The sequence below is a fragment of the Micromonospora sp. USAFONa4 genome, assembly GCF_057197825.1.
Genome location: NZ_CM170072.1, coordinates 177,156 through 198,771, shown reverse-complemented (window position 1 = coordinate 198,771; position 21,616 = coordinate 177,156). Strand labels below are relative to the sequence as shown.

The window sequence follows — 21,616 nt, the reverse complement described above, 5'->3', positions numbered from 1 at the left end:
GGTGCCGTCGCGGACGGTGGCGCCGCGCCGGTCGCCGGCCGTCGGAGCCGGCCGGACGTGGAGGGGATGTCGGCATCGTACGCGGGCCGCCCGACTCCACGGCACGGTGCCGCGCCGAGGAGTCCCGGCCGGACGGAGGCGGGTCGGTGAGGATCGGGATCCTGTCGTACCACTTCCCGCCCGAGCCGGCGTTCATCCCGGGCAGTCTCGCCGAGGAACTCGCCGTCCGGGGGCACGAGGTGAAGGTGCTGACCGGCTTCCCCGACTATCCCGGCGGCCACGTCTACCCGGGCTGGCGGCAGCGCTGGCGGTACGAGACCCGCAGCGAGCGGCTGACGGTCCGGCGGGTCCCGCGCTACTCGGCCGGGGACGGGTCGCTGCGCGGCCGGATGGCCGGCCACCTGTCGTTCGCCGGCAGCGCGACGGTGACCGGGCGGTGGTTCCTGGCCGACGTCGACGCCCTCTACGTCCACCTGCCGCCGGCGAACGCCTTCGCCGCGGCGGGCCTGCTCCGCCTGCTGGGGCGGGTGCCGACCGTCGTGCACGTGCAGGACGTCTGGGCGGAGGACGAGCCGGTCGGGGCCGAGAACGGGCGGTGGGCCGGGCGGATCGCCGCCACGATGGCGCGGGTCTACCGGGCCGCGGACGGGATCGCGGTCGCCGCGCCGTCGCTGCGCGACCGGGTCGTCGAGGCGGGTGTGGATCCGGCCCGGGTGCGGGTGGTGCTCAACTGGACCGACGAGCGGATCTTCCACCCCGCCCGGCCCAGCCGCGCGGCTCACCGGCTGGTCCGGCGCGACGAGCGGTGCGTGGTGATGCACGCCGGCACCATCGGCGCCCGGCAGGGCCTGGAGACCGCGGTACGGGCGGCGGCGGCGCTGGACCACACCGTGGACCTCGTCCTGGTGGGCTCGGGCGCGGACGAGCGGCGGGTGCGGGGGCTCGCCGCCGACCTGCGGGCCGAGAACGTGCGCTTCGTGGAGCGGCGGTCTCCGCCGGACATGCCGGACCTGTACGCGGCCGCCGACTACCAGCTCGTCATGCTGCGGGACCTGCCCGAGCTGCGCAGCACCCTGCCGGCGAAGCTCCAGGCTGCGTTCTCCTGCGCCGTGCCCGTGGTGGCCTCCGCCGGCGGCGACACCGCGGACCTGGTGGAACGGGCCCGGGCGGGGCTCTCCTGCCCGCCGGGGGACTGGGCGAGCCTCGCCGACCGGTTCTGGCTGGCCGCCACCATCCCGCCGCCCGCCCGGGCGGACATGGGCCGGCGCGGCCGGGAGGCGTACCTGCGGGAGATGTCGATGTCGGCGGGTGTGGACCGGATCGAACGGCTGCTGTACGAGGCGGCCGCCGGGCGCCCCGGCGGCCGGTGAACGGCGAGCGGGGCTCGCATACCGGTCAACCGCGTCATCTTCGGGCGAAAACGATCGTTAGCAGTGTGGAGCGGCAGCGGACCGGGATCCGCCCGCCGTTCCCCAGGAAGGACGTGTGGTGTGACGGAGAGCGCGAGACCGCGTCGACGGCGTGGTCGTTCCCGCCGGCGGCGGCAGCTGCGCCGGGCCCTGCTCGCCGCCCTCGTGGTGGGTTCGCTGCTGCTGCTGACCGGTGGCTGGGTGGGCTTCCGGGGCTGGCAGGCCCGCGCCCACCTGCTCAACGCCGCTGGCCTGGCCCGGGAGCTCAGCGCCCAGGTGGTCGGCGGTGACACCGCCCGGGCGCAGCGCACCCTCGCGGCGCTCCAGGAGCAGTCCGGCAGCGCCCGGGCGGCGACCGGTGACCCCGGTTGGTGGGTCGGTCGGCACACCCCGTACGCGGGGGACAACCTGGCGGCCGTCCGGCAGATCTCGGTGGCCATCGACGACCTGGCCCGGCAGGCGTTCCCGCCGCTGCTGCGCGCCGACCTGACCGGCCTGGTGCCGGCGGGCGGGCGGCTGGACGTGGGGCGGCTGCGGGCGCTGTCGGCCGAGCTGGCCAGGGTCGACGCCACCGTGCAGGGCGCCCGGGACAGCCTCGCGACGGTGCCCACCGAGGGCCTGGTCGGTCAGGTCCGCCAGGCGCTCGGCGACCTGCGGGGCGAGATCGACCGGCTGGCCGGCCTGACCGCCGCCGCGAGCGAGGCCAGCCGGCTGCTGCCGGCGCTGCTGGGCGCCGACGGATCCCGCACCTATCTGGTGGTCTCCCAGAACCCCGCCGAGCTGCGCGCCACCGGCGGAATGATCGGCGCGTACGCGGTCATCCACGCGGCCGACGGTCGGGTCCGGATGGGACGGCAGGGCAGCAGCAGCACGCTGGGCCGTTTCCAGCCGCCGCTGAAGGTGCCCGCCGAGGTGCGTAGCCTCTGGGCCGACCTGCCCGGGATCTATCCGGCCGACGTCAACCTCACCCCGCACTTCCCGACCGCCGCCGCCCTCTACCGGGAGATGTTCCGCCGGCGTACGGGCACCACCGTGGACGGGGTGCTCGCCGTCGACCCGGTGGTGCTGTCGTACCTGCTGAAGGCCACCGGGCCGGTGATGGTGCCGGGGGGCGTCCCGCTGGCCGCCGAGAAGGTCGTGCAGACGGTGCTCAGCGACAGCTACCAGCGGATGGAAAACGAGGAGCAGGACGCCTTCTTCGCCGCCTCCGCCGCCGCCGTGTTCGACGCGCTGGTCACGAAGAATGTAGACCCGAAGGCGTTATTGTCCTCATTTGACCGTGCTGTCACTGAACGCCGGATATTGTTCTGGAGTGCCCGACCCGAAGAGCAACGGAAGATCGGCGACAGCCGGTTGGCCGGGGCGCTTCCGGAGAAGGACACCGTGCCCACGGTCGGCGTGTTCCTCAACGACGGCAGCGGCGCGAAGCTCGGCTACTACCTCCGACCGTCGGCGACCCTGGCGGTCGGCGACTGCCGGCCCGACGGCCGCCGGGAGCTCCGACTCCGGGTCACCCTGCGCTCGTCGGCGCCGAAGTCGGGCCTCAGCGAGTCGGTCCTCGGCCTCGGTCTGGCCGGTGACCCGTACACCGTCCGCACGTTGGTGTCGGTGCACAGCCCCGCCGGCGGGGCGGTGCTCGCCGCCCGCCTGGACGGCGTCGAGACGGCGGTGGGCAGCGGTACCGAACGGCGCCGCCAGGTGAGCACCGCCAACGTCGAGGTCGGCCCGGGGCAGTCCCGCACGTTGGAGGTCACCGTCCTGACGGCGACCACCGGCGTCGGTACCGCCGAGCTGTGGCTGACCCCCACCGCCACCCCATGGACCACCCAAGTTGTTTCCGCACCAAGCTGTGATCAGTAGGAGGGAACCAATCATGCGGCTATCCCGCATCATCATGGCGCTCACGGTCGGTCTGGCCGTGCTGGCCGTGCCGACCGCAGCGGGGGCGGCGCAGCCGCAGCCGGCACCCGGCACCGGAACGCCACAGCCCCCGGTCTACCCGCCGGGCGGCACCCCGACGCTCGCGGTCAGCCCGCCGACCGTCGTGGTCGGCCAGACCGCCACCCTGATCGGCAGGGGCTGGGGGCCGGGCGAGACGGTGATCATCACCGTCAGCACGTCGCCGCTCGCCGCCGCCGTGCCGGGCGCCGACCGGGCGCGCCGCAGCGACGGCGAGATCGTCGCCATGGCGCCGGTCTCGTTCCAGCAGGCACCCCAGCCGAACCCCAGGACCCTGACGGTCACGGCTGACGACGACGGCTACTTCCGCACCACCTACACGCCGCGTCACCCCGGCACGTACACCTTCCGGGCCGAAGGCCAGACGTACCACCGGGTGGCGACCGCGACGCTGACCGTGCTCAAGAAGCACGCGCCGCCGCTGCCCGTCACGGGCGACAGCCTGAGCACTCCGATGAAGTTCGGCGGCGGCCTCGTCGGCGCCGGCGCGGTGCTCCTGCTGCTGTCGCTGGTCTGGCGCAAGCGCCACCGCCTCGGCATGGGAGCCGCGCGCTGACGGTGCAGCTCCCCTTCGGGCAGTGCCCGGACACCGCGAAACGGCTGGCGCCCGTCGGAGACCCTCCGACGGGCGCCAGCCCGTCACGTACCGCCTCGATCGCCCTTGCGCGCCAACCCACCCGATCCGCCGGGCCCGCCCGCAGAGGCCGGCCTTCCGTCGTGGGCACCCTCGGCCGGCAGGCGGCGGCATGGCACCATGGCCATGTCCTCCGCTGCCGGGTGGCTGGGGACACGACAGCGATGGAGTCGGGATGACAGGAGTGGCCGGCGCGCCGGTGCCGGGGCTGGCGCCACTGTGGACGCACGACCCGGTGACCGCCGGCCCCTACCGGCTGCTCGGTCGGCTGGGCGCGGGCGGCCAGGGCGTGGTCTACCTCGGCGAGGACGACCAGGGCCACCAGGTGGCCGTCAAGATGATCAACGTCGACCTGAGCGACCTGCGGGCGCGGTCGCAGTTCATGAAGGAGATCGCCGCGGCGCGCCGCGTCGTGCCGTTCTGCACCGCGCAGGTGCTCTTCGCCGAGGTCGACGGCGAACGCCCCTACGTGGTCAGCGAGTTCATCGAGGGCCCGACCCTCCATCGGCACGTCCGCGAGCAGGGCCCGGTCGCCGGCAACGCGCTGCACCGCCTCGCCGTCGGTACGGCCACCGCGCTCGCCGCGATCCACCGTTGCGACGTCGTGCACTGCGACCTGAAGCCCGACAACGTGGTGCTCGGCCGGGACGGCCCCCGCGTGATCGACTTCGGCATCGCCCGCGCCCTGGGCGTCACCGAGACGGTGACCAGCCGGGTGCTGGGGACCACCGCGTACATGGCCCCGGAGCGGTTCCGCAACGACTCGGTCGGGCCACCCTGCGACGTCTTCGCCTGGGCCGCCACCATCGCCTTCGCCGCCGGGGGCCGGCCGCCGTTCGGCACCGACTCGCTCTTCGCGGTCATGCACCGGGTGCTCAACGAACCGCCCGACCTGCCCGCGCTGCCGCCGGGCCTCGACGAGCTGATCAGGCAGTGCCTGGCCAAGGACCCGGCGGAGCGGCCGGAGGCCGAAGAGGTGCTGATGCGGCTGCTCGGGCAGGGCGTCCGGGCCGCGGGCCCGCTGCGCCGGGAGACCGTGCTCCAACTCGGCAACGAGACCGCCGGCGCGCCGACGCCGAATGAGCCGCTGCCGTTGCCCCGTACCGCGTCGGATCCGCCGCCGGCCCGGCCGGAACCGGCGGCGTCGACCGGAGCCGGTACGGCACCGGCGGCCCGGCCGGAACAGACGTCGCAGAGCCCGTCCATGGCCTCCGCGCCCGCCGACCAGGCGGAAGCTGGCTGGGGGCGGCGGCTCCGTCGTGAGTCGACCGACGCCTGGGGCATCTCGACCGCGATCTTCCTCGGCTCGGTCGGCGCCGCGGCCGGCTACGTCGCGTCGAGCGCGGTGGAGGCGGCCGCGGCGACCGGGGCGGCCACCTTCGTCGTGGTCTACGGGGTTCGGCTGCTGGTCGCGACGGCGCTCGGCGACCGCTCCGACCGTCCCTGACCGACGGTTCGCGGGTGGGCGGGCGCGGTCGTCCCGGACGCCGGGTCGGGCACCGCCGGTGGCACCGCACCGATAGGTTGACTGCCACCAGTTGACCGCCGAGGAGGACGTCGCCATGGCCCCAGCCCCGCCGCGCGCACGACAGTGGTTGCCGTACACCGCGGCCTTCACCGCCGGGCTGCTGGTCATCGTCGGGGCGTTCGTGCTCGTCCGGCAGCGGGACGCCGGCACCGAGCGGCCCCGGGCCGACTGTGCCGTCCGCCTGGACGTGAACTCCTCGACCGAGAAGGCGGCGCTGCTGGTCGAGCTGGCGAAGCGGTACAACGACAGCGACCGGTCGCTCGACGGCGGCGGCTGCGCCCAGGTGCACGTCAGCGCCCTCAACTCGGGCAAGGCCACCGAGGTGCTGGCCGCTGGGTGGCGCGGCACCGGCCTGCCGCAGCCGCAGGTCTGGTTGCCCACGTCGAGCCTCTGGACGGGCCAGCTGCGGCTGCTCGACAAGGCCGCCGGGCGGGCGCCGCAGACCCCGGGCAGCTACCCGTCGATCGCCAACAGCCCGCTGGTCATCGCGATGCCGCAGCCCAAGGGCGAGCTGGTACGCCAGCGCGGGCCCCTGGGCTGGGGGGAGATCCTCGGCCTCTCCGGGCGGCAGGGCTGGGCGGGCTTCGGCAAACCGGAGTGGGGCCGCTTCACCTTCGGCAAGGACAACCCGAACCTCTCCACCTCGGGTCTGGCGGCGACCATCGCCACCTACTACGCCGCCGCGCAGCGCTCCAGCGACCTGACCACGTCGGACCTGGCGGATCCGAAGGTGACCCGGTTCGTCCGGCAGATCGAGGCCAACGTGTCGCACTACAGCGACGACTCGGTGGAGCTGCTGCGCGACCTCGCCGAGGCCGACCTAACCGGCACGGGCACCGGCGACATGAGTGCCATCGTCATGCAGGAGGAGCTGGTCCACCTCTACAACGAGGGCGGACTGAGCCCGCGGCAGGAGGGCCAGGAGCGGGGCCCCCGGCCGAAGGTGCCGCTGGTCGCCGTCCACCCGAAGGAGGGCACCTTCAACCTGGACCACCCCTTCGTGGTGCTCCCCTCCGCCGACGAACGGCAGCGCGCGGCGGCGGACGACTTCCTGAAGTTCCTGACCGAGGACGACCAGCAAAAGAGCTTCGCCCGCCTCGGCTTCCGCGACCACGAGCGGCGGGCCTCGGCGGAGCTGCTCGCCAGCGTCGGCGCCGAGCCCACCGGCGGGCTGACCTACTTCGCGCCGCCGAACCCGGAGGTGGTCGAGGCGATGCTGGACGGCTGGAGCACGCTTCGCAAGAAGGCCAACATCCTGATCGCCCTGGACACCTCCGGGTCGATGCAGGCCCCGGTCGGCGACAGCACGCGCTTCCAGGTGGCCTCGGCGGCGGCGGCCAAGGGGCTCGCGCTGCTCAACTCCGAGGACCGGGTCGGGCTCTGGTCGTTCTCCTCGGAGACCTCGAAGCGGCCCGACGGCCCCTACCGGGAGGAGGTCCGGCTCGGCGACTTCGACCAGAAGCGGATCAACAGCCGGATCGCCGGCCTGCACGTCGCGGGGGACACGGCGCTCTACGCGACGGTCCGGGCCGCCCACAAGCAGGTGCTCGACCGGTACGACCCGGACCGGATCAACGCCGTCGTCGTGCTGACCGACGGCAAGAACGAGTACGCCCGGGACAACGACCTGAACCGGCTGCTCGCCGACGTGGCCCTGGACCCGCGGCGTCCGGTGAAGGTCTTCTGCATCGCCTTCGACGGGGATTCGGACTTCGCCACGCTGGACCGGATCGCCAAGGCCTCGTCGGGCAAGGCGTTCGACGCCACCGACCCCGCCATGATCGACGAGGCGTTCGTGAAGCTGGTCAGCAGCTTCTGAGTCGGCGGCCGGCGCTGCCGGGACGGGAGCGACGCGCGTCGTCCCCCGGGCCGGCCGCGCCGGCGCTGTCGCGGCGGACCGGCCGCCCCGTCAGATCAGGCCGTGGGCCAGCATCGCCTCCGCCACCCGGCGGAACCCGTCGATGTTGGCCCCGGCCACGTAGTCGCCGGGCAGCCCGTACTCCTCGGCGGTGCTCCAGCAGCGGTCGTGGATGTTGCGCATGATGTCGCGCAGCCGCTGCTCCGACTCGGCAAACGTCCACGAGTCCCGGCTGGCGTTCTGCTGCATCTCCAGCGCGCTGACCGCCACGCCGCCGGCGTTGGCCGCCTTGCCCGGCGCGAAGCGCACCCCGGCCCGGCCGAGGATGCGTACCGCCTCCGGCGTGGTGGGCATGTTCGCGCCCTCCACCACCGCGACGCAGCCGCCGGCCACGAGCGCCGCGGCCTCCGCGCCACCGATCTCGTTCTGCGTCGCGCACGGCAGCGCCAACTCGCAGGGCACCTCCCAGACGGTACGGCCGGAGACCGCCACCGCGTGCGGCACGTGCCGGGCGTAGTCGTCGAGCCGGGCCCGGCGCTGCTCCTTCAGCTCCCGCAGCAGCTCCAGGTCGATGCCCTTGTCGTCGAGGACGTAGCCGGACGAGTCGGAGCAGGCGACCACCCGCCCGCCGAGCTGGTGCACCTTCTCGATCGCGTAGATCGCCACGTTGCCGGAGCCGGAGACCACGACCCGCTTGCCCTCCAGGCTGTCGCCGGACTGCCGGAGCATCTCGTCGGCGAAGAAGACCGCCCCGTAGCCGGTTGCCTCCCGGCGCACCTGCGCGCCCCCGTACGCCAGGCCCTTGCCGGTCAGCACCCCCGACTCGTACCGGTTGGTGATCCGCTTGTACTGGCCGAACAGGTAGCCGATCTCCCGGCCACCCACGCCGATGTCCCCGGCCGGCACGTCGGTCTCCGCGCCGATGTGCCGGTACAGCTCGGTCATGAAGCTCTGGCAGAACCGCATCACCTCCCGGTCCGAGCGACCCTTCGGGTCGAAGTCCGCGCCGCCCTTGCCGCCACCGATCGACAGCCCGGTCAACGCGTTCTTGAAGATCTGCTCGAAGCCCAGGAACTTCACGATCCCGAGGTAGACCGAGGGGTGGAAGCGCAGCCCGCCCTTGTACGGGCCGAGCGCGCTGTTGAACTCCACCCGGAAGCCCCGGTTGACCTGGATCCGACCGCGGTCGTCCTCCCACGGCACCCGGAAGATGACCTGCCGCTCCGGCTCGCAGATCCGCTCGATGATCCGGGCCTCGGCGTACTCAGGGTGTCTGGCCAGCGCCGGGCCGATGCTCTCCAGCACCTCGCGTACCGCTTGGTGGAATTCCGGCTCGCCCGGATTGCGGGCGACCAGGCTGGTGAACACCGTCTCCACGGTCTCCGGCATACGACACGTCCCTTCGCTTGCGCTGGTAGACCCTGTTGCTACCACCCGGACCCGGTTACCCGCCAACCGTCCCGCGATACGGACCGTGACCTCCGTCCGGTTCACTGGTGGCGTGGACGAGTCGATCTGGGACGCGGTCCGTGCCTCGCGCGGCTGGTTGGACGCCGCCAACGGCACCGGACAGACCGAAATGACCTGCCGGATCCTCAAGCTGACCGAGGAGGCGGGTGAGGCGGCTAGCGCCTGGATCGGTCTGCTCGGCCAGAACCCGCGCAAGGGCGTCACGCACAGCCGCGAGGACGTGGCGGCGGAACTGGCGGACGCGGCGTTCACCGCGCTGGTCGCCATCGAGAGCCTCGGGCTGGACTCCCGCCTCGTGCTCGACGCGTGCGCCAGGAAGGCCCGCGCCCGCGTCGGTCCGCCTCCCGCCTGAGCCGCCGCGCCAGGGTCGGGCCGCTTCCCGGGCTGGGCCGCCGCGCCGGCGTCATGCCGACCTCCGGCTGGGGCGCCGTACACCCCCAGGTCGCCGCGTTCCGGCGCGGCGGCCCACCGGCGCCTGTCGGGACGTCAGAGGCCGTGGCGACGGTCGCCCAACACCTGCTCGCAGAGTGCCGCCTCCGACTTCGCGGAGAACGGGGCGCGACGGGCGGCGACGGCCCGTCGGGTCTCCTCGGCGACGAGATCGGCGTTGATCTGGGCCCCGACGACCACGCCGGCCGCGGCGGCGGCACCGACCTGGGCCGCCGGATCCGTGACGTTGCCGGCGACCCACACCCCGGGCACGTCGGTGCGGCCCGTCGCGTCGGAGGGGACGTGCTCGCCGACCCCGGCCGGGTGTGCCGCGGGCCGCAGCCCGAGCGCCGCGAGGAAGCCGGCGCGCGCCACCATCCGCGACGAGACGGCCAGCGCCTCCCGGCGCACGAGAGTGCCGTGGCCCAGCCGTACGCCCACGAGGCGGTCCTCCTCGACCTTCAGGGACGCGACCTCGCCGCCCACCACGCCGATGTCGCGGGCCGCCAGCTGCTCCGCCTGCTCGTCGGTGAGCGGCGGCATGGTGTGGCCGAAGTACGTGACGTCGGCGCTCAACTGCCGGAACAGCAGCGCCTGGTGCACCGAGAACGGTCCGCTGGCCAGCACGCCGATGGCCCGGTCGCGGACCTCCCAGCCGTGGCAGTACGGGCAGTGCAGCACGTCCCTGCCCCAGCGCTCCCGCAGCCCCGGGACGTCCGGCAGCTCGTCGACCAGCCCGGTGGCCACCAGCAGCCGGCGCGCGCGGACAGTTCGACCGTCGGCCAGCGTCACCGTGAAGCCGTCGTCGTCGCGGTTCGCGGCGGCGACCTCGCCGGTGACCACCCGGCCGCCGTAGCCGCGTACCTCCGCCCGGCCGCGTTCCAGCAGCTCGGCCGGCCGGATCCCCTCCCGGGCCAGCAGCCCGTGCACGCCCTCCGCCGGGGCGTTGCGGGGAGCGCCCGAGTCGAGCACCACCACCGACCGTCGCGCCCGGGCCAGCGTCAGCGCCCCGCTCAGCCCCCCGGCGCCACCCCCGATCACCACCACGTCGTAGCTGCCATCCAGCCGATCGGTCACCGTGACCACCTCCCGCGACCAGGATGCGTTCGCCGCCGCCATGGTGGCAAACATTGTTGCCATAGTGGCAAGATGGCGGCATGGACGACGACCTGGACCAGACACTCGGCGCGGTCGGTCCCCGGCTGCGCGCGCTGCGCCGGCAGCGGGAGACCACCCTGGCTGACCTGTCGGCGGCGACCGGCATCTCGGTGAGCACGCTCTCCCGGCTGGAGTCCGGTTCCCGCCGGCCCACCCTCGAACTGCTCCTCCCGCTGGCCAGGGCGCACGGCGTCACGCTCGACGAACTCGTCGACGCCCCGTCCACCGGCGACCCGCGCGTCCACCTGCGCCCGGTCACCCGCCACGGGATGACCATGCTGCCCCTGACCCGCCGACCCGGCGGCATCCAGGCGTACAAGCTGGTGATCCCGGGCGGCGGTCGCAGGGCGGAGCCCGATCCGCAGACCCACGAGGGCTACGAGTGGCTCTACGTCCTCAACGGGCGGCTGCGGGTCGTCCTCGGCGACCAGGACCTCGTGCTCACGCCGGGGGAGGCGGCGGAGTTCGACACCCGCGTACCGCACTGGTTCGGGTCGGCCGACGCCGAGCCGGTCGAGTTCCTCAGCCTCTTCGGCAGACAGGGCGAACGCGCCCACCTCCGCGCCCGCCCAAAAACCCCACTCCCACCCACCCCCTCCACCCACGGCTGACCCGCACTTCCCACCCTCGCCCCTCCCGCCCTCCCGCCCGCCCCTCCCGCCCGCCCCTCCCGCCCTCCCTCCCGCCCCTCCCGCCCTCCCGCCCGCCCCTCCCGCCCTCCCGCCCGCCCCTCCCGCCCTCCCGCCCGCCCCTCCCGCCCTCCCGCCCGTTCCTCAACCCGGTGATCATGAGGTTGGCGGCACCAGCGGAGATCGACATCGCCGCTAACCCCATGATCGACGCGGGCGGGCGGGCGGGCGGGCGGGTGAGGCGGGGCAGCGGGGGAGCGGGGCGGGCGTGAGGATGGGGCGATGAGTGATGTACGGGTGTGGGGCGAGCAGGTGGGGGTCGTCGTACTGCCGAGTGGGGCGCGGGTGCGGGGACGACGGGTCGCGGACGAGGCGTCGCCCGCCGACTTCGCCCTGCTGCTGGCGCCCGGACCGACGCCCGCCTGGCCGCACCGGCGGATCCGGTGGCCCGACTTCTGGGTGCCGGTCGACCGGGCGGACGCGATCGACGCGCTGACCGAGGCCCTGCGTCGCGCCCACCACGGCGAACGCGTCGAGGTGGCCTGCCGGGGCGGCACCGGGCGTACGGGCACCGCGCTGGCGGCGCTCGCGATCCTCGACGGGCTGCCGCCCGAGCAGGCGGTGGACTGGGTGCGCGCCACCTACCGCCCGCGGGCGGTGGAGACGCCCTGGCAGCGTCGCTGGCTGCGCCGCCTCACCTGACGCACCGGCGCCCCGCGCCCTGCCGGCCTCGCACCTGCGCCGCGTGCCGCACCCGCGCGCGTGCCGCACCTGCGCCGCGTGTCGCACCCGCGCGCGTGCCGCACCTGCGCCGCGTGCCGCACCCGTGCCGCGCACCGCGTCCGCACCTGGGGCGCCGCAGCGGCGACTCCCTCCGCCGAGGCAGGCGGGCGCGGCGGGTTGTGGCGCTTGTCATCGGACGTGTTTTGGCAGCTCACGGGGGGTAGGAGTGGCGCCGAACCCGATTTCCGAGGCAGGTACCAGGCACCATGGCTCCACCCCGCATCCCCGTCCGCCACCACGGCGCCCACCGGGCGCCGGCCCGCCCGGCGTCGATGACCGCCCGCACCGTGGCGTCGCTGGCCGTTCTCGTCGTACTCGCCACGCTCTTCCTCGACGCCCTGCTGATCATCGTCGGGCTGCTCACTCCGGTCGCGGCGTCGGTGTCGCCGTTACGCCGTTGGGCGCGCCGACTGGCGGCGCCGTCCGCCCGGGCGGTCCCCGCGTCGGGACGCTGACCGCCCGGCGGGCGATCCCGGCCACCGCCCCCGCCAGGCAGCCGGGGGCTGCGGACCCGGGCGGCCGAGGCTGACCGCCCGGCGGGCGCCCCCGGGCACCGCCCTCGGCCAGGCAGCCGCGGGCTGCGGACCCGGGCGCCCGAGGGCGATGCGATCCGGGCCGGAGGGGCGATGCGATCCGGGGCCTGACGTGGGCCGGCCCGGATGTGGCGCCCGGAGGGTCGCCGCCGTCCGGCCAAGGGCTCAGCGGCCCACGTACTCGCGCAGGTGACGGGCGGTCAGCGTCTCGCCGTGGGCGACCAGGTCGGCCGGCGTACCGGTGAAGACGATCCGGCCGCCGTCGTGTCCCGCCCCCGGGCCGAGGTCGATCAGCCAGTCGGCGTGCGCCATGACCGCCTGGTGGTGCTCGATGACGACGACGGTGTTGCCGGCGTCGACCAACCGGTCCAGCAGGGCGAGCAGTTGGTCCACGTCGGCCAGGTGCAGGCCGGTGGTCGGCTCGTCCAGGACGTACGTGCTCCCGCTGTCGGCCATGCGGATGGCCAGCTTGAGCCGCTGCCGCTCGCCGCCGGAGAGCGTGTTGAGCGGCTGGCCCAGGGTGAGGTAGCCGAGCCCGACGTCGACCAGCCGGTCGAGGATCGCCCGGGCGGGGCCGCCGGGGAAGAAGTCCCGGGCCTGGATGGCCGGCATCGCGAGCACCTCGCTGATGTTCTTCCCGCGCAGGCGGTAGGTGAGCACCTCGTCGGTGAAGCGCCGCCCCTCGCACCGCTCGCAGACCGAGGCGACGCCGGCCATCATCGCCAGGTCCGTGTAGACCAGGCCGATGCCCTTGCAGGTGGGGCAGGCGCCTTCGGAGTTGGCGCTGAACAGCGCGGCCTTGACCCCGTTGGCCTTGGCGAAGGCGGTGCGGATCGGGTCCAGCAGGCCCGTGTAGGTGGCCGGGTTGCTGCGCCGGGAACCCCGGATCGGCGACTGGTCGACGACCACCACGCCGTCGCGGCGGTGCAGCGAGCCGTGGATCAGCGAGCTCTTGCCGGAGCCGGCCACCCCGGTCACCACGGTCAGCACCCCGAGCGGGATGTCGACGTCGACGTCGCGCAGATTGTGCAGGTCGGCGTGGCGGATCGGCAGCTGGCCGGCCGGCCGGCGTACGTGCTCGCGCAGGCGTACCCGGTGGTCGAGGTGCCGGCCGGTGAGGGTGTCGGAGCGGCGCAGGCCGGCGACGTCACCGGTGAAGCAGATCCGACCGCCGGCCGTGCCGGCCCCGGGCCCGAGGTCGACCACGTGGTCGGCGATGGCGATCGTCTCGGGCTTGTGCTCGACGACCAGCACCGTGTTGCCCTTGTCGCGCAGGCGCAGCAGCAGGTCGTTCATCCGGGCGATGTCGTGCGGGTGCAGGCCGACCGTCGGTTCGTCGAAGACGTACGTGACGTCGGAGAGGCTGGAGCCGAGGTGCCGGACCATCTTCACCCGCTGCGCCTCGCCGCCGGAGAGGGTGGCGGACTCGCGGTCCAGGCTGAGGTAGCCCAGGCCGATCTCGACCAGCGAGTCGAGCAGGTCGCGCAGGTTGCCGGTCAGCGGGGCGACCGACGGGTCGTCGATGGCACGGACGAACCCGGCCAGGTCGCTGATCTGCATCGCCGAACACTCCGCGATGTTCCACCCGTCGATCCGGGAGGAGAGTGCCGCCGCGTTGAGCCGGGTCCCGCCGCAGTCGGCGCAGGTGGTGAAGGTGACCGCCCGGTCGACGAAGGCGCGGATGTGCGCCTGCATCGACTCGCGGTCCTTGGCCAGGTAGAGCCGGCGCACCTTGACCGCCAGGCCCTCGTACGTCCAGTTGTTGCTGCCCACCTTGATCTTCGTGGACGGCTTGTGGAGGAAGTCCTGCCACTGCTGCGGCGTGTAGTCCTGGAGCTTCGTGTCGGGGTCGAACAGCCCGGAGTGGACGATGGTCTGCCAGTACCACGAGTCGACGGCGAAGTTGGGCACCTTGATCGCGCCGTCGTTGAGCGAGCGTTCCACGTCGACGAGTTCGTCGACGTCGAGGTCGGAGACCCGCCCCAGGCCCTCGCAGGCCGGGCACATGCCCTCGGCCAGGTTGAAGCTGAACGCGCCGGCCCCGCCCACGTGCGGGGCGCCGAGCCGGCTGAAGACGATGCGCAGCATCGCGTACGCGTCGGTGGCGGTGCCGACGGTGGAGCGCGAGTTCGCGCCCATCCGCTCCTGGTCCACGACGATGGCCGCGCTCAGGTTGCGCAGCGAGTCGACGTCGGGGCGGCTCACGTTCGGCATGAACGACTGGAGGAAGGCGCTGTAGGTCTCGTTGATCAGGCGCTGCGACTCGGCGGCGATGGTCCCGAAGACCAGGGACGACTTTCCGGAGCCGGAGACCCCGGTGAAGACGGTCAGCCGGCGCTTGGGGATGTCCACCGAGACGGAGGCGAGGTTGTTCTCCCGGGCGCCGCGCACCTCGATCATGTCGTGACTGTCGGCGGCGGACCGTGCTGGCTGCTGCATGCGAACCCTTCGCGAGATCGTGGGCGGAGTCCCGCCCGGGGTACATCTACGGGGGCCAGGCCGCCTTCAATCGTCTCATTCAACCGCCCGTGGAGGGTTTCACCTCTTTCAACAGCCGTGGCGGCCCGGAGTGGGAGGGAAAGTCTCAAACCACGTGGAGACCGGTAGGGTGGCCCGGTGGCGGATGCGGGACGACGGGCCGGACGGTGGCGGGGGGCGGAGGTCGCGGCGACAGCGGGCATCTCCGTCCAACAGGTGCGCAACTACGTCGACCTCGGCGTGCTGCCGCCGGTCGAGCGCACGCCCGCCGGCTACCGCGTCTTCACCGGCGACCACGTGCGGGCGCTGGCGGTGGTCCGGCGGATGGCCGAGGGGCACGGCTGGGCGCGTACCCGGGAGGTCATGGTCGCGGTGCACCGGGGCGACCTGGCGGCGGCGCTGGCGGCGCTCGACGCCGGCCACGCCGAGCTCGACCGGGAGCGGGCCGACATCCGGCGGGTGCTCGGCGCGTTCGAGACCGTGGTGACCAGCCCGGCCGCCGTCCTGCCGGCGCCCCGACGCGGGGCCCGCATCGGCGAGGTCGCCGACCTGGTCGGCGTCCGCACCTCGCAGCTACGGCTGTGGGAGCAGCGCGGCCTGCTCCGGCCGGTCCGCGAGCGCGGCACCGGCTACCGGGTGTACGACGCGGCCGAGCTGCGCGCCGCGCAGGTCGTGGCGCTGCTGCGCCGGGGCGCGTACCCGTTCGACATCGTCGCGGCGGTGCTCGGCGAGATGCGTACCACCGGCAGTGCCCAGCGGGTCCACGCGGAGCTGGCCAAGCGGGAGCAGGAACTGCACCGGCGCAGCCTGCGGCGGCTGCACGCCTCGGCCGCGCTGTACGACTACCTGCGCCACCGCGATCCGGCCCTGCCCGGGTGACTCAGCGCAGTACCAGCAGGTCGAGGTGGTCGACGACCGGGCCCGTCGCCGTGGCTGCCGCGGCCCGGAGCCGGGCCAGCCCCGCGGCGTACTCCTCGTCGGTGATCAACTGGAGCGGGGTGTGGGCCCGGCGGTCGAGGTTCGCGGCGCACTCGGCCAGCGACGCCGCCGTGATCTGCGCGACGGGCTCGACGGTGCTGACGGTGAATCCGGCCGTGGCGAACGCGGAGCGCACCCGCGCCAGGTCCGGATAGGTCTCGAGGACGCGTACCGCCTCCGGGAACCAGCGGAACAGCGTGATCCGCTGGTGCCGGCCGGGAAACGGCGAGCGGATCAGCACGGGCGCGCCCGGGCGGAGCACCCGGCGCAGCTCCCGCGCCGCCGCGTCGAGGTCGGGGATGTGGTGCACCATCGTGGACAGCCACGCGGCGTCCGCCACGGAGTCGCGCAGCGGCAGCGCGACGGCGTCGCCGGCGAGCAGCGGCCGGTGGCTGGCGCGGGAGCGCATCGCCCCGGCGGGCTCCATCCCCACCACCCGGACGCCGAACCACTCGGTGAAGGCGGTGGCCCAGGCGCCGGTGCCGGCCCCGAGGTCGAGCAGCGTGGTGCCGGTACGCGGCCGAAGGTGTTGCTGCACCGCGTGCCGCCACCGGTCCAGGCCGCTGCGCGGCAGCTCCCGGGTGGCGGCGAAGGCCGCCGCGTCGGCGTCGTCGTAGGAGATCAGAGCCACGGCCATCACCTCGCCACCGTCGCCGGGCGGTCCGGTCGATCGTTCCCCGGTTCTAGTCGGTGGGCGCTGCCGGAGGCAACGGCTTGTGAGCCAACCGACGCGGTGCGTCCCGCCCCGTGGGAGCCCGCCCGTCGACGCGGGCCGACGGGGCCCGGCAGCGCCCCGCCCTCGCCGTGGTCAGAGCGCCACCGCCGCCAGCACCAGCAGGGCGCACGCCGTCTCGACCAGCCCCACCCGCATCGGCGCGACCCGGCGCCCGGCGAGCAGCACCGCCCGGGCCAGCAGCACCGCGAAGACCACCGCGACCGGCACCGGCGCCCAGAGTGCGGCGGCGACCGCGACGACGGCGTGGTACGTCCACGACACCCACCGGTACCGGACGCTGTCCCGCTCCCGGATCATCGTCTTGACGTGCACGACGGTGCCGACCAGGTAGCCCAGCGCCACGACCGTCACCCCGACCACGCCGGTCCACGGCACCCCGGCGACCGTGGCGACGACGAGAGCGAGCAGGCCGCACTGCGCCACGAAGGCGAGGTCGTTGACGAACGCCCGGTCGCGGCGCCGGCGCGCGTAGCCGGCGTTGACGGCGGCGAGGGCCACGAAGATCGGGGCGTAGGCGAGCGTCGCGGGCCGGGCCACCAGCACCGGCGTGCCGAGCGCGACGGTGGCGAGCCAGTACCCGACGAGGTGCGGGCGCACCCGGCGGATCCGTCGGGTCTTGACCGCCTGCAACCCGAAGTAGGACAGCGGGTATCCGGCGAGCGCGGCCCCGAGCAGGGGAAGGTGCAGCGGATGCGGGCCGGTGACGGTCAGCGCCGCCAGGAAGGGCAGCAGCAGCATCGCCCACGCGCCGTGCTGCGGCGGCACCCGGCCCGGCGACCGGCCCCGGTCCGGCGCGTGGCCGGGGGCGGCCACGGCGGGGTGCCCGGCCGGGCGGTGACGACGGGCCGGGACGGTGCTCACGGCCGCGGCGTCACGGTGAGCAGGACGGCGGCGTCCGTGACGGCGTGCAGCGCGTGCCGCAGTGGCGGAATGACCACGAGGTCGCCGGCGTCGCCCTCCCAGGACTCGTCCCCGGCCACCAGGCGCACCCGCCCCACGAGCACCTGCAGCGTCGCCTCGCCCGGGCTGTCGTGCTCGTCGAGGGACCGGCCGCCGCGCAGGGCGAGCAGGGTCTGCCGCAGGCGGCGGTCCCGGCCCGCGTGCAGGGAACGTGCGCTGCGTCCGCTGTCGGCCTCCCGCGCGGCGGCGAGCTGCTCGTCGGCGAGGCGGGTCAGCGAGAGGGCTTCCATGGTCGTCCCTTCGTCGGTGTCGGGCGGCCCGCGGGGCGGGGACGCCGCCCGCGGCGGCGCCCGGTACGTAAACCGGAAGATCGGTTACCGCTTTCAGTCTCCAGCTTCCGTCCCGGCCGGGCCCCGCGGCAGGGCCGATGGTCCCGGAACCGGTGAGTCCGGGCCGCGGAAGCGGCCGGGCAGGAGGTGAGCCGGCCACGCCTTCGACCCGTGCCGGGCCCCCGGGCCTGGAGAACCCGGCCCGCGCCCCGAACTCCGCCGACTAGGGTGCGGTGCATGAAGGTTCGGCTGCTGGCGGCCACGGCGACCGCCGTCCTCCTCGGCACCGGCGCTCCCGTCCCCGCGGCGGCCGGCCCGGCCGGTCCCGTCGCCCCCGTGACTTCGGCGCCCGGCGTCGTCGCGCCCGCGACCGCCGCGCCCGGCGTCGTCGCGTCCCCGCCCGGCGTGGCGCCGTCCGCGCCCGGGGCCGTCGGGTCCGCGCCCTGCCCCAAGGCGCCCGCGCCCGGGGTGTCCCGGCCGCCGCGTCCGTCACCGCCGCCGGCCGTGCCGGATGAGCGGGCCGTGGGCGGCCAGGCGCTCGACACCGCCGGTCTGGTAGTCCCGGCGGGGGCCGCGCGCCCGCCGGCGGTCACCGCGACCTCGTGGCTGGTCGCCGACCTGGACTCCGGCCAGGTGCTGGGCGGCTGCGGCCCGCACGAGTACGGCACCCCGGCCAGCGTGCAGAAGCTGCTGCTGGCGGCCACCATGCTGCCCCGACTCGACCCGCAGCAGGTAGTCACCGTCACCGTCGGGGACATGGACATCGAACCCGGCTCCTCGGCCGTCGGGCTGGTCGCCGGCGGTCGGTACCGGATCGAGACCGTCTGGCTCGGGCTGCTGCTCCAGTCCGGCAACGAGGCGGCCAACGTGCTGGCCCGCCTCGGCGGCGGGCCGGACGGGATGGCCGGCGGCGTGCGGGCGATGAACGAGGAGGCGCACCGCCTCGGCGCCCTCCAGACCCACGCGGTGACCCCCTCCGGTCTCGACGGACGGGGCCAGTTCACCAGCGCGTACGACCTGGCGCTGGTCGCCCGCGCCTGCTTCGCCGACCCGACGTTCCGCCGGTACGCGCTGACCGAGACGCACCGCATCCCCGCCCAGCCGGCGCAGCGGACCAAGGGTTTCGAGATCCAGAACGAGAACCAGCTCATCTACCGCTACCCGGGCGCGCTCGGCGGCAAGACCGGCTTCACCGACCTGGCCCGGCACACCTACGTCGGGGCGGCCCAGCGCAACGGGCGGCGGCTGGTGGTCACGCTGCTCGGTGCCGAGCCGCAGCCCGCACGGGGCTGGGAGCAGGGCGCCGCCCTGCTCGAGTGGGGCTTCACGCTGCCGCGGGGCTCCGCCGTCGGCCGGCTGGTCGAGCCCGGGGAGCTGACCGCCTCGGCTACCCCCTCGCCACCCGCGCTCGCCGCCACCGTCGATCCGCGCCCGGCCGCGGCCAGCGGCCCGCTCGAGGACGGGCTGATCGCCCGGTGGCCCGTGGCCGCGCTCGCGGCGGGGGCGGTCGCGCTGCTGGGGGCGGCGTTGCTCTGGCGCCGCCGGGCGGCCCGGCGCCGGTACGGCAGGGCCCCTTCCTGACCTCGACCGGGGCGGGGCGGATCGACAAGCGACGACGGGATCCATAGACTCCGGTCTTTCCAGCGCCACGAGTCCAGGAGGATCCCCGTGTCGAGCGAACCCCGACCGCACCCCGTCCCGCCGTCGATCGAGGCACCCCGCCGGCCGGCCCGTACGCTGTCCCGCCTCGCCGGGGTGGCCCTGGTCGCGGGCGCGCTGGTCACCGGTGGCGGCGCCGCCGCGGTCGCCGCGCCCGTCGGAGCCCCGGCCGGCGCCGCCGTTTCCCGGGTCACGCCCGGCCCGTGCGCCTACACCGAGACGCCCGAGGACCCCGCCGCCAGGCCGGTCCCGCTGCCGCCCGACCCGAGGCGCACCCCCGACCGGGGCACCGTGCGCGTCACGCTGCGCACCAACCAGGGGCCGATCGGGCTGACCCTCGACCGGGAGGCGGCCCCCTGCACCGTGCAGAGCTTCCTGCACCTGGTGCGCCACCGCTTCTACGACCGGACCTCCTGCCACCGGCTCACCGCGTACCCGACGCTGAAGGTGCTCCAGTGCGGTGACCCGTCCGGCACCGGCTCCGGCGGCCCCGGCTACCGCTACGCCGACGAGCTGCCCACCGACCTGCCGCCCGCGCCGACCGACCCGACCGGCGTGCGCCGGCTCTACGCCCGGGGCACCCTCGCCATGGCCAACGCCGGCCCCGACACCAACGGCAGCCAGTTCTTCCTGGTCCAGGGGGATTCGGCGCTGCGCCCCAACTACACGGTGTTCGGCTCGGTCGACGCCGCCGGCCTGGCCACCCTCGACCGCATCGCCGCCGGCGGCATAGCCCCGACCGTCGAGGATCCCGCGCCGGTCGACGGCGCGCCCGCCCTGCCGGTGGACATCCGGCGCGCGGTCCGGCACCACCCGCACCACTGAACCCGAAGGCCCGGTGCTCCCCGCCGCCCGCGGCGCCGTTGGTGAACGTCCGGCCGGTCCGCGACGGTGGGGGCCGGCGTGCCGTTCCGGAGCATCCGCCGGCCCGCGCGCGGTGGCTGCCGGCGGTCAGGCCGGTGGTGATCCCCCGGAATTTCCGGAACGCTGTCGGGAGCGCCGCGGCCGGACGGCGAGCCGCGCGGCGGCGCTCACGGCCGGCGCGGCGGCGCCGTGCTGTCCCGGACGACCAGGTTGGTGGCGAGTTCCACCCGGGGGGAGTCGATGCCCTCGCCCTGCGCCAGCCGCAGCACGGTCCGGGCGGCCAGGCGACCCATCTCCACCAGCGGTTGCCGGACGGTGGTCAGCGGCGGTGAGGCCCAGCGGGCCTCGGGCAGGTCGTCGAAGCCCACGACGCTGACGTCGTCGGGGATCCGCAGCCCGCGGCGGCGGACGGCCTCGTAGACGCCGAAGGCCATCTGGTCGCTGGCCGCGAAGATGGCCGTCGGCGGGTCGTCGAGGTCGAGCAGCGCCGTCCCGGCGGCGAAGCCCGAGGCGTGGTAGAAGTCGCCGGGGTGCACCAGGCGGTCCTCCACCGGCACCCCGGCCGCCTCCAGCCCGGCCCGGTGGCCGTCCAGGCGGGCCCGGCTGCACAGCAGGTGCGTCGGCCCGGCGACGAAGCCGATCCGCCGGTGCCCGAGCGACAGCAGGTGCTCGGTCGCGGCGAGGCCGCCGGCCCAGTTGGTGGCGCCGACGGTGGGCACGTCGGTGGCGGGCACGCCCGCCGGGTCGACGACGACCACGGGCACGTTGAGGCGGCGCAGCTGCGCGTGCAGCGGCGGGCTCAGGTGCGAGGTCACGAAGATGACGCCGTCGGTGGCGCGGGCCCGCAGGTTCTGCAACCACTGCCGGGCGGCGGTCGACTGGCGGTGGATCGCGGAGACCACCGTGCCGACGCCCGCGCCGTGCCCGACGTCCTCGACCCCCCGGATGATCTCGACCGCCCAGGGGCTGTCCAGGTCGTTGAAGACCAGGTCGACCAGGCCGACGGGGCTGACCGTGCGGCTGCCCCGGCGCTGGTAGCCGTGCTGGCGCAGCAGCTCCTCCACCCGCTCGCGGGTGCCGGGAGCCACGTCCGAGCGCCCGTTGAGCACCCGCGACACGGTCGGCACCGAGACCCCGGCCTCCCGCGCGATGGCGGTGATGGTGATCCTGCGCCCGTCGTCGCCGTCCACCCGCGTCTCCTTCACCGGTCGGAAGACCGACCGTACCCGTGGCCACCGAAAAACGTCCGGAACGGCGGGGCCGCTCCACCGGCCCATCTTGC

19 protein-coding genes are annotated in these 21,616 nt (G+C 74.9%); 12 read left to right on the top strand and 7 right to left on the bottom strand.

Features of this window, described 5'->3' with window-relative positions; translation table 11 throughout:
• Positions 1–146 precede the first annotated feature (146 nt).
• From AC0OO9_RS00775 to AC0OO9_RS00755, 5 genes are all read left to right on the top strand, one after another.
• The gene (locus AC0OO9_RS00775; protein WP_484514740.1) at positions 147–1,370 is read left to right on the top strand and encodes a glycosyltransferase family 4 protein; all 1,224 of its coding nucleotides are present in this window, start codon (positions 147–149) and stop codon (positions 1,368–1,370) included.
• 120 nt (positions 1,371–1,490) lie between these two features.
• Positions 1,491–3,269: a DUF4012 domain-containing protein gene (locus AC0OO9_RS00770; RefSeq protein WP_484514738.1), complete on the top strand. Its 1,779-nt coding sequence runs from the start codon at positions 1,491–1,493 to the stop codon at positions 3,267–3,269.
• A 13-nt stretch (positions 3,270–3,282) separates the two neighbouring features.
• Positions 3,283–3,924: a hypothetical protein gene (locus tag AC0OO9_RS00765; RefSeq protein WP_484514737.1), complete on the top strand. Its 642-nt coding sequence runs from the start codon at positions 3,283–3,285 to the stop codon at positions 3,922–3,924.
• Positions 3,925–4,177: 253 nt separating this feature from the next.
• Positions 4,178–5,449, top strand: coding sequence for a serine/threonine-protein kinase (locus tag AC0OO9_RS00760; RefSeq protein ID WP_484514735.1), 1,272 nt, complete (start codon positions 4,178–4,180; stop codon positions 5,447–5,449).
• A 115-nt stretch (positions 5,450–5,564) separates the two neighbouring features.
• A complete protein-coding gene (locus AC0OO9_RS00755; RefSeq protein WP_484514734.1) occupies positions 5,565–7,349 on the top strand; it encodes a substrate-binding and vWA domain-containing protein in 1,785 nt (594 codons plus the stop codon).
• Between the two features lie 90 nt (positions 7,350–7,439).
• Here the strand turns inward: AC0OO9_RS00755 and gdhA are convergent, their stop codons facing one another.
• Entirely contained in the window at positions 7,440–8,777 is a 1,338-nt protein-coding gene (gene gdhA / locus AC0OO9_RS00750; protein ID WP_484514733.1) for an NADP-specific glutamate dehydrogenase, read from the bottom strand.
• Positions 8,778–8,889: 112 nt separating this feature from the next.
• Between gdhA and AC0OO9_RS00745 the strand changes: the two genes are divergently transcribed.
• A complete protein-coding gene (locus AC0OO9_RS00745) occupies positions 8,890–9,210 on the top strand; it encodes a MazG-like family protein (protein WP_357579919.1) in 321 nt (106 codons plus the stop codon).
• A 134-nt stretch (positions 9,211–9,344) separates the two neighbouring features.
• On the opposite strand, the gene AC0OO9_RS00740 is transcribed toward AC0OO9_RS00745, so the two are convergent.
• On the bottom strand, positions 9,345–10,364 hold the full coding sequence (locus AC0OO9_RS00740) for an NAD(P)/FAD-dependent oxidoreductase (protein ID WP_484518107.1): 1,020 nt from the start codon (positions 10,362–10,364) through the stop codon (positions 9,345–9,347).
• Positions 10,365–10,444: 80 nt separating this feature from the next.
• Here AC0OO9_RS00740 and AC0OO9_RS00735 point away from each other — a divergent pair, with 80 nt between their 5' ends.
• The 3 genes from AC0OO9_RS00735 to AC0OO9_RS00725 all read left to right on the top strand — a co-directional run bounded on the left by AC0OO9_RS00735 (position 10,445) and on the right by AC0OO9_RS00725 (position 12,312).
• The gene (locus tag AC0OO9_RS00735; protein WP_484514731.1) at positions 10,445–11,056 is read left to right on the top strand and encodes a helix-turn-helix domain-containing protein; all 612 of its coding nucleotides are present in this window, start codon (positions 10,445–10,447) and stop codon (positions 11,054–11,056) included.
• 300 nt (positions 11,057–11,356) lie between these two features.
• On the top strand, positions 11,357–11,776 hold the full coding sequence (locus AC0OO9_RS00730; protein WP_484514730.1) for a protein-tyrosine phosphatase family protein: 420 nt from the start codon (positions 11,357–11,359) through the stop codon (positions 11,774–11,776).
• Positions 11,777–12,063: 287 nt separating this feature from the next.
• Positions 12,064–12,312: a hypothetical protein gene (locus AC0OO9_RS00725; protein ID WP_484514729.1), complete on the top strand. Its 249-nt coding sequence runs from the start codon at positions 12,064–12,066 to the stop codon at positions 12,310–12,312.
• 243 nt (positions 12,313–12,555) lie between these two features.
• Here the strand turns inward: AC0OO9_RS00725 and AC0OO9_RS00720 are convergent, their stop codons facing one another.
• Positions 12,556–14,829 carry an ATP-binding cassette domain-containing protein gene (locus AC0OO9_RS00720; protein WP_484514728.1) on the bottom strand — a complete coding sequence of 758 codons (2,274 nt, stop codon included), beginning with the start codon at positions 14,827–14,829 and terminating at the stop codon, positions 12,556–12,558.
• A 177-nt stretch (positions 14,830–15,006) separates the two neighbouring features.
• On the opposite strand from AC0OO9_RS00720, the gene AC0OO9_RS00715 reads away from it, so the two are divergent.
• Positions 15,007–15,747 carry a MerR family transcriptional regulator gene (locus tag AC0OO9_RS00715; RefSeq protein ID WP_484514727.1) on the top strand — a complete coding sequence of 247 codons (741 nt, stop codon included), beginning with the start codon at positions 15,007–15,009 and terminating at the stop codon, positions 15,745–15,747.
• 1 nt (position 15,748) lies between these two features.
• On the opposite strand, the gene AC0OO9_RS00710 is transcribed toward AC0OO9_RS00715, so the two are convergent.
• From AC0OO9_RS00710 to AC0OO9_RS00700, 3 genes are all read right to left on the bottom strand, one after another.
• The gene (locus tag AC0OO9_RS00710; protein WP_484514726.1) at positions 15,749–16,477 is read right to left on the bottom strand and encodes a class I SAM-dependent methyltransferase; all 729 of its coding nucleotides are present in this window, start codon (positions 16,475–16,477) and stop codon (positions 15,749–15,751) included.
• Positions 16,478–16,654: 177 nt separating this feature from the next.
• Positions 16,655–17,443, bottom strand: a complete 789-nt coding sequence (locus AC0OO9_RS00705; protein WP_484514724.1) for a YwiC-like family protein — start codon at positions 17,441–17,443, stop codon at positions 16,655–16,657.
• Positions 17,440–17,772 carry a cupin domain-containing protein gene (locus AC0OO9_RS00700; RefSeq protein ID WP_311411144.1) on the bottom strand — a complete coding sequence of 111 codons (333 nt, stop codon included), beginning with the start codon at positions 17,770–17,772 and terminating at the stop codon, positions 17,440–17,442. Before AC0OO9_RS00700 ends, AC0OO9_RS00705 begins: the two co-directional genes overlap by 4 nt.
• A 276-nt stretch (positions 17,773–18,048) precedes the next feature.
• Between AC0OO9_RS00700 and AC0OO9_RS00695 the strand changes: the two genes are divergently transcribed.
• Together AC0OO9_RS00695 and AC0OO9_RS00690 are read left to right on the top strand one after the other, a co-directional pair.
• On the top strand, positions 18,049–19,392 hold the full coding sequence (locus tag AC0OO9_RS00695) for a D-alanyl-D-alanine carboxypeptidase family protein (protein WP_484514723.1): 1,344 nt from the start codon (positions 18,049–18,051) through the stop codon (positions 19,390–19,392).
• A gap of 87 nt (positions 19,393–19,479) precedes the next feature.
• On the top strand, positions 19,480–20,295 hold the full coding sequence (locus AC0OO9_RS00690; RefSeq protein ID WP_484514722.1) for a peptidylprolyl isomerase: 816 nt from the start codon (positions 19,480–19,482) through the stop codon (positions 20,293–20,295).
• A gap of 206 nt (positions 20,296–20,501) precedes the next feature.
• Here the strand turns inward: AC0OO9_RS00690 and AC0OO9_RS00685 are convergent, their stop codons facing one another.
• The gene (locus AC0OO9_RS00685) at positions 20,502–21,524 is read right to left on the bottom strand and encodes a LacI family DNA-binding transcriptional regulator (RefSeq protein WP_484514721.1); all 1,023 of its coding nucleotides are present in this window, start codon (positions 21,522–21,524) and stop codon (positions 20,502–20,504) included.
• Positions 21,525–21,616 lie beyond the last annotated feature (92 nt).

What these genes read in the sequence shown, in the direction of transcription:
- AC0OO9_RS00765 (WP_484514737.1), top strand. Translation starts at nt 3,283, where the DNA reads ATGCGGCTATCCCGCATCATCATGGCGCTCACGGTCGGTCTGGCCGTG.
- AC0OO9_RS00760 (WP_484514735.1), top strand. Translation starts at nt 4,178, where the DNA reads ATGACAGGAGTGGCCGGCGCGCCGGTGCCGGGGCTGGCGCCACTGTGG.
- AC0OO9_RS00755 (WP_484514734.1), top strand. Translation starts at nt 5,565, where the DNA reads ATGGCCCCAGCCCCGCCGCGCGCACGACAGTGGTTGCCGTACACCGCG.
- gdhA (WP_484514733.1), bottom strand. Translation starts at nt 8,777, where the DNA reads ATGCCGGAGACCGTGGAGACGGTGTTCACCAGCCTGGTCGCCCGCAAT.
- AC0OO9_RS00735 (WP_484514731.1), top strand. Translation starts at nt 10,445, where the DNA reads ATGGACGACGACCTGGACCAGACACTCGGCGCGGTCGGTCCCCGGCTG.
- AC0OO9_RS00730 (WP_484514730.1), top strand. Translation starts at nt 11,357, where the DNA reads ATGAGTGATGTACGGGTGTGGGGCGAGCAGGTGGGGGTCGTCGTACTG.
- AC0OO9_RS00725 (WP_484514729.1), top strand. Translation starts at nt 12,064, where the DNA reads ATGGCTCCACCCCGCATCCCCGTCCGCCACCACGGCGCCCACCGGGCG.
- AC0OO9_RS00720 (WP_484514728.1), bottom strand. Translation starts at nt 14,829, where the DNA reads ATGCAGCAGCCAGCACGGTCCGCCGCCGACAGTCACGACATGATCGAG.
- AC0OO9_RS00700 (WP_311411144.1), bottom strand. Translation starts at nt 17,772, where the DNA reads ATGGAAGCCCTCTCGCTGACCCGCCTCGCCGACGAGCAGCTCGCCGCC.
- AC0OO9_RS00695 (WP_484514723.1), top strand. Translation starts at nt 18,049, where the DNA reads ATGAAGGTTCGGCTGCTGGCGGCCACGGCGACCGCCGTCCTCCTCGGC.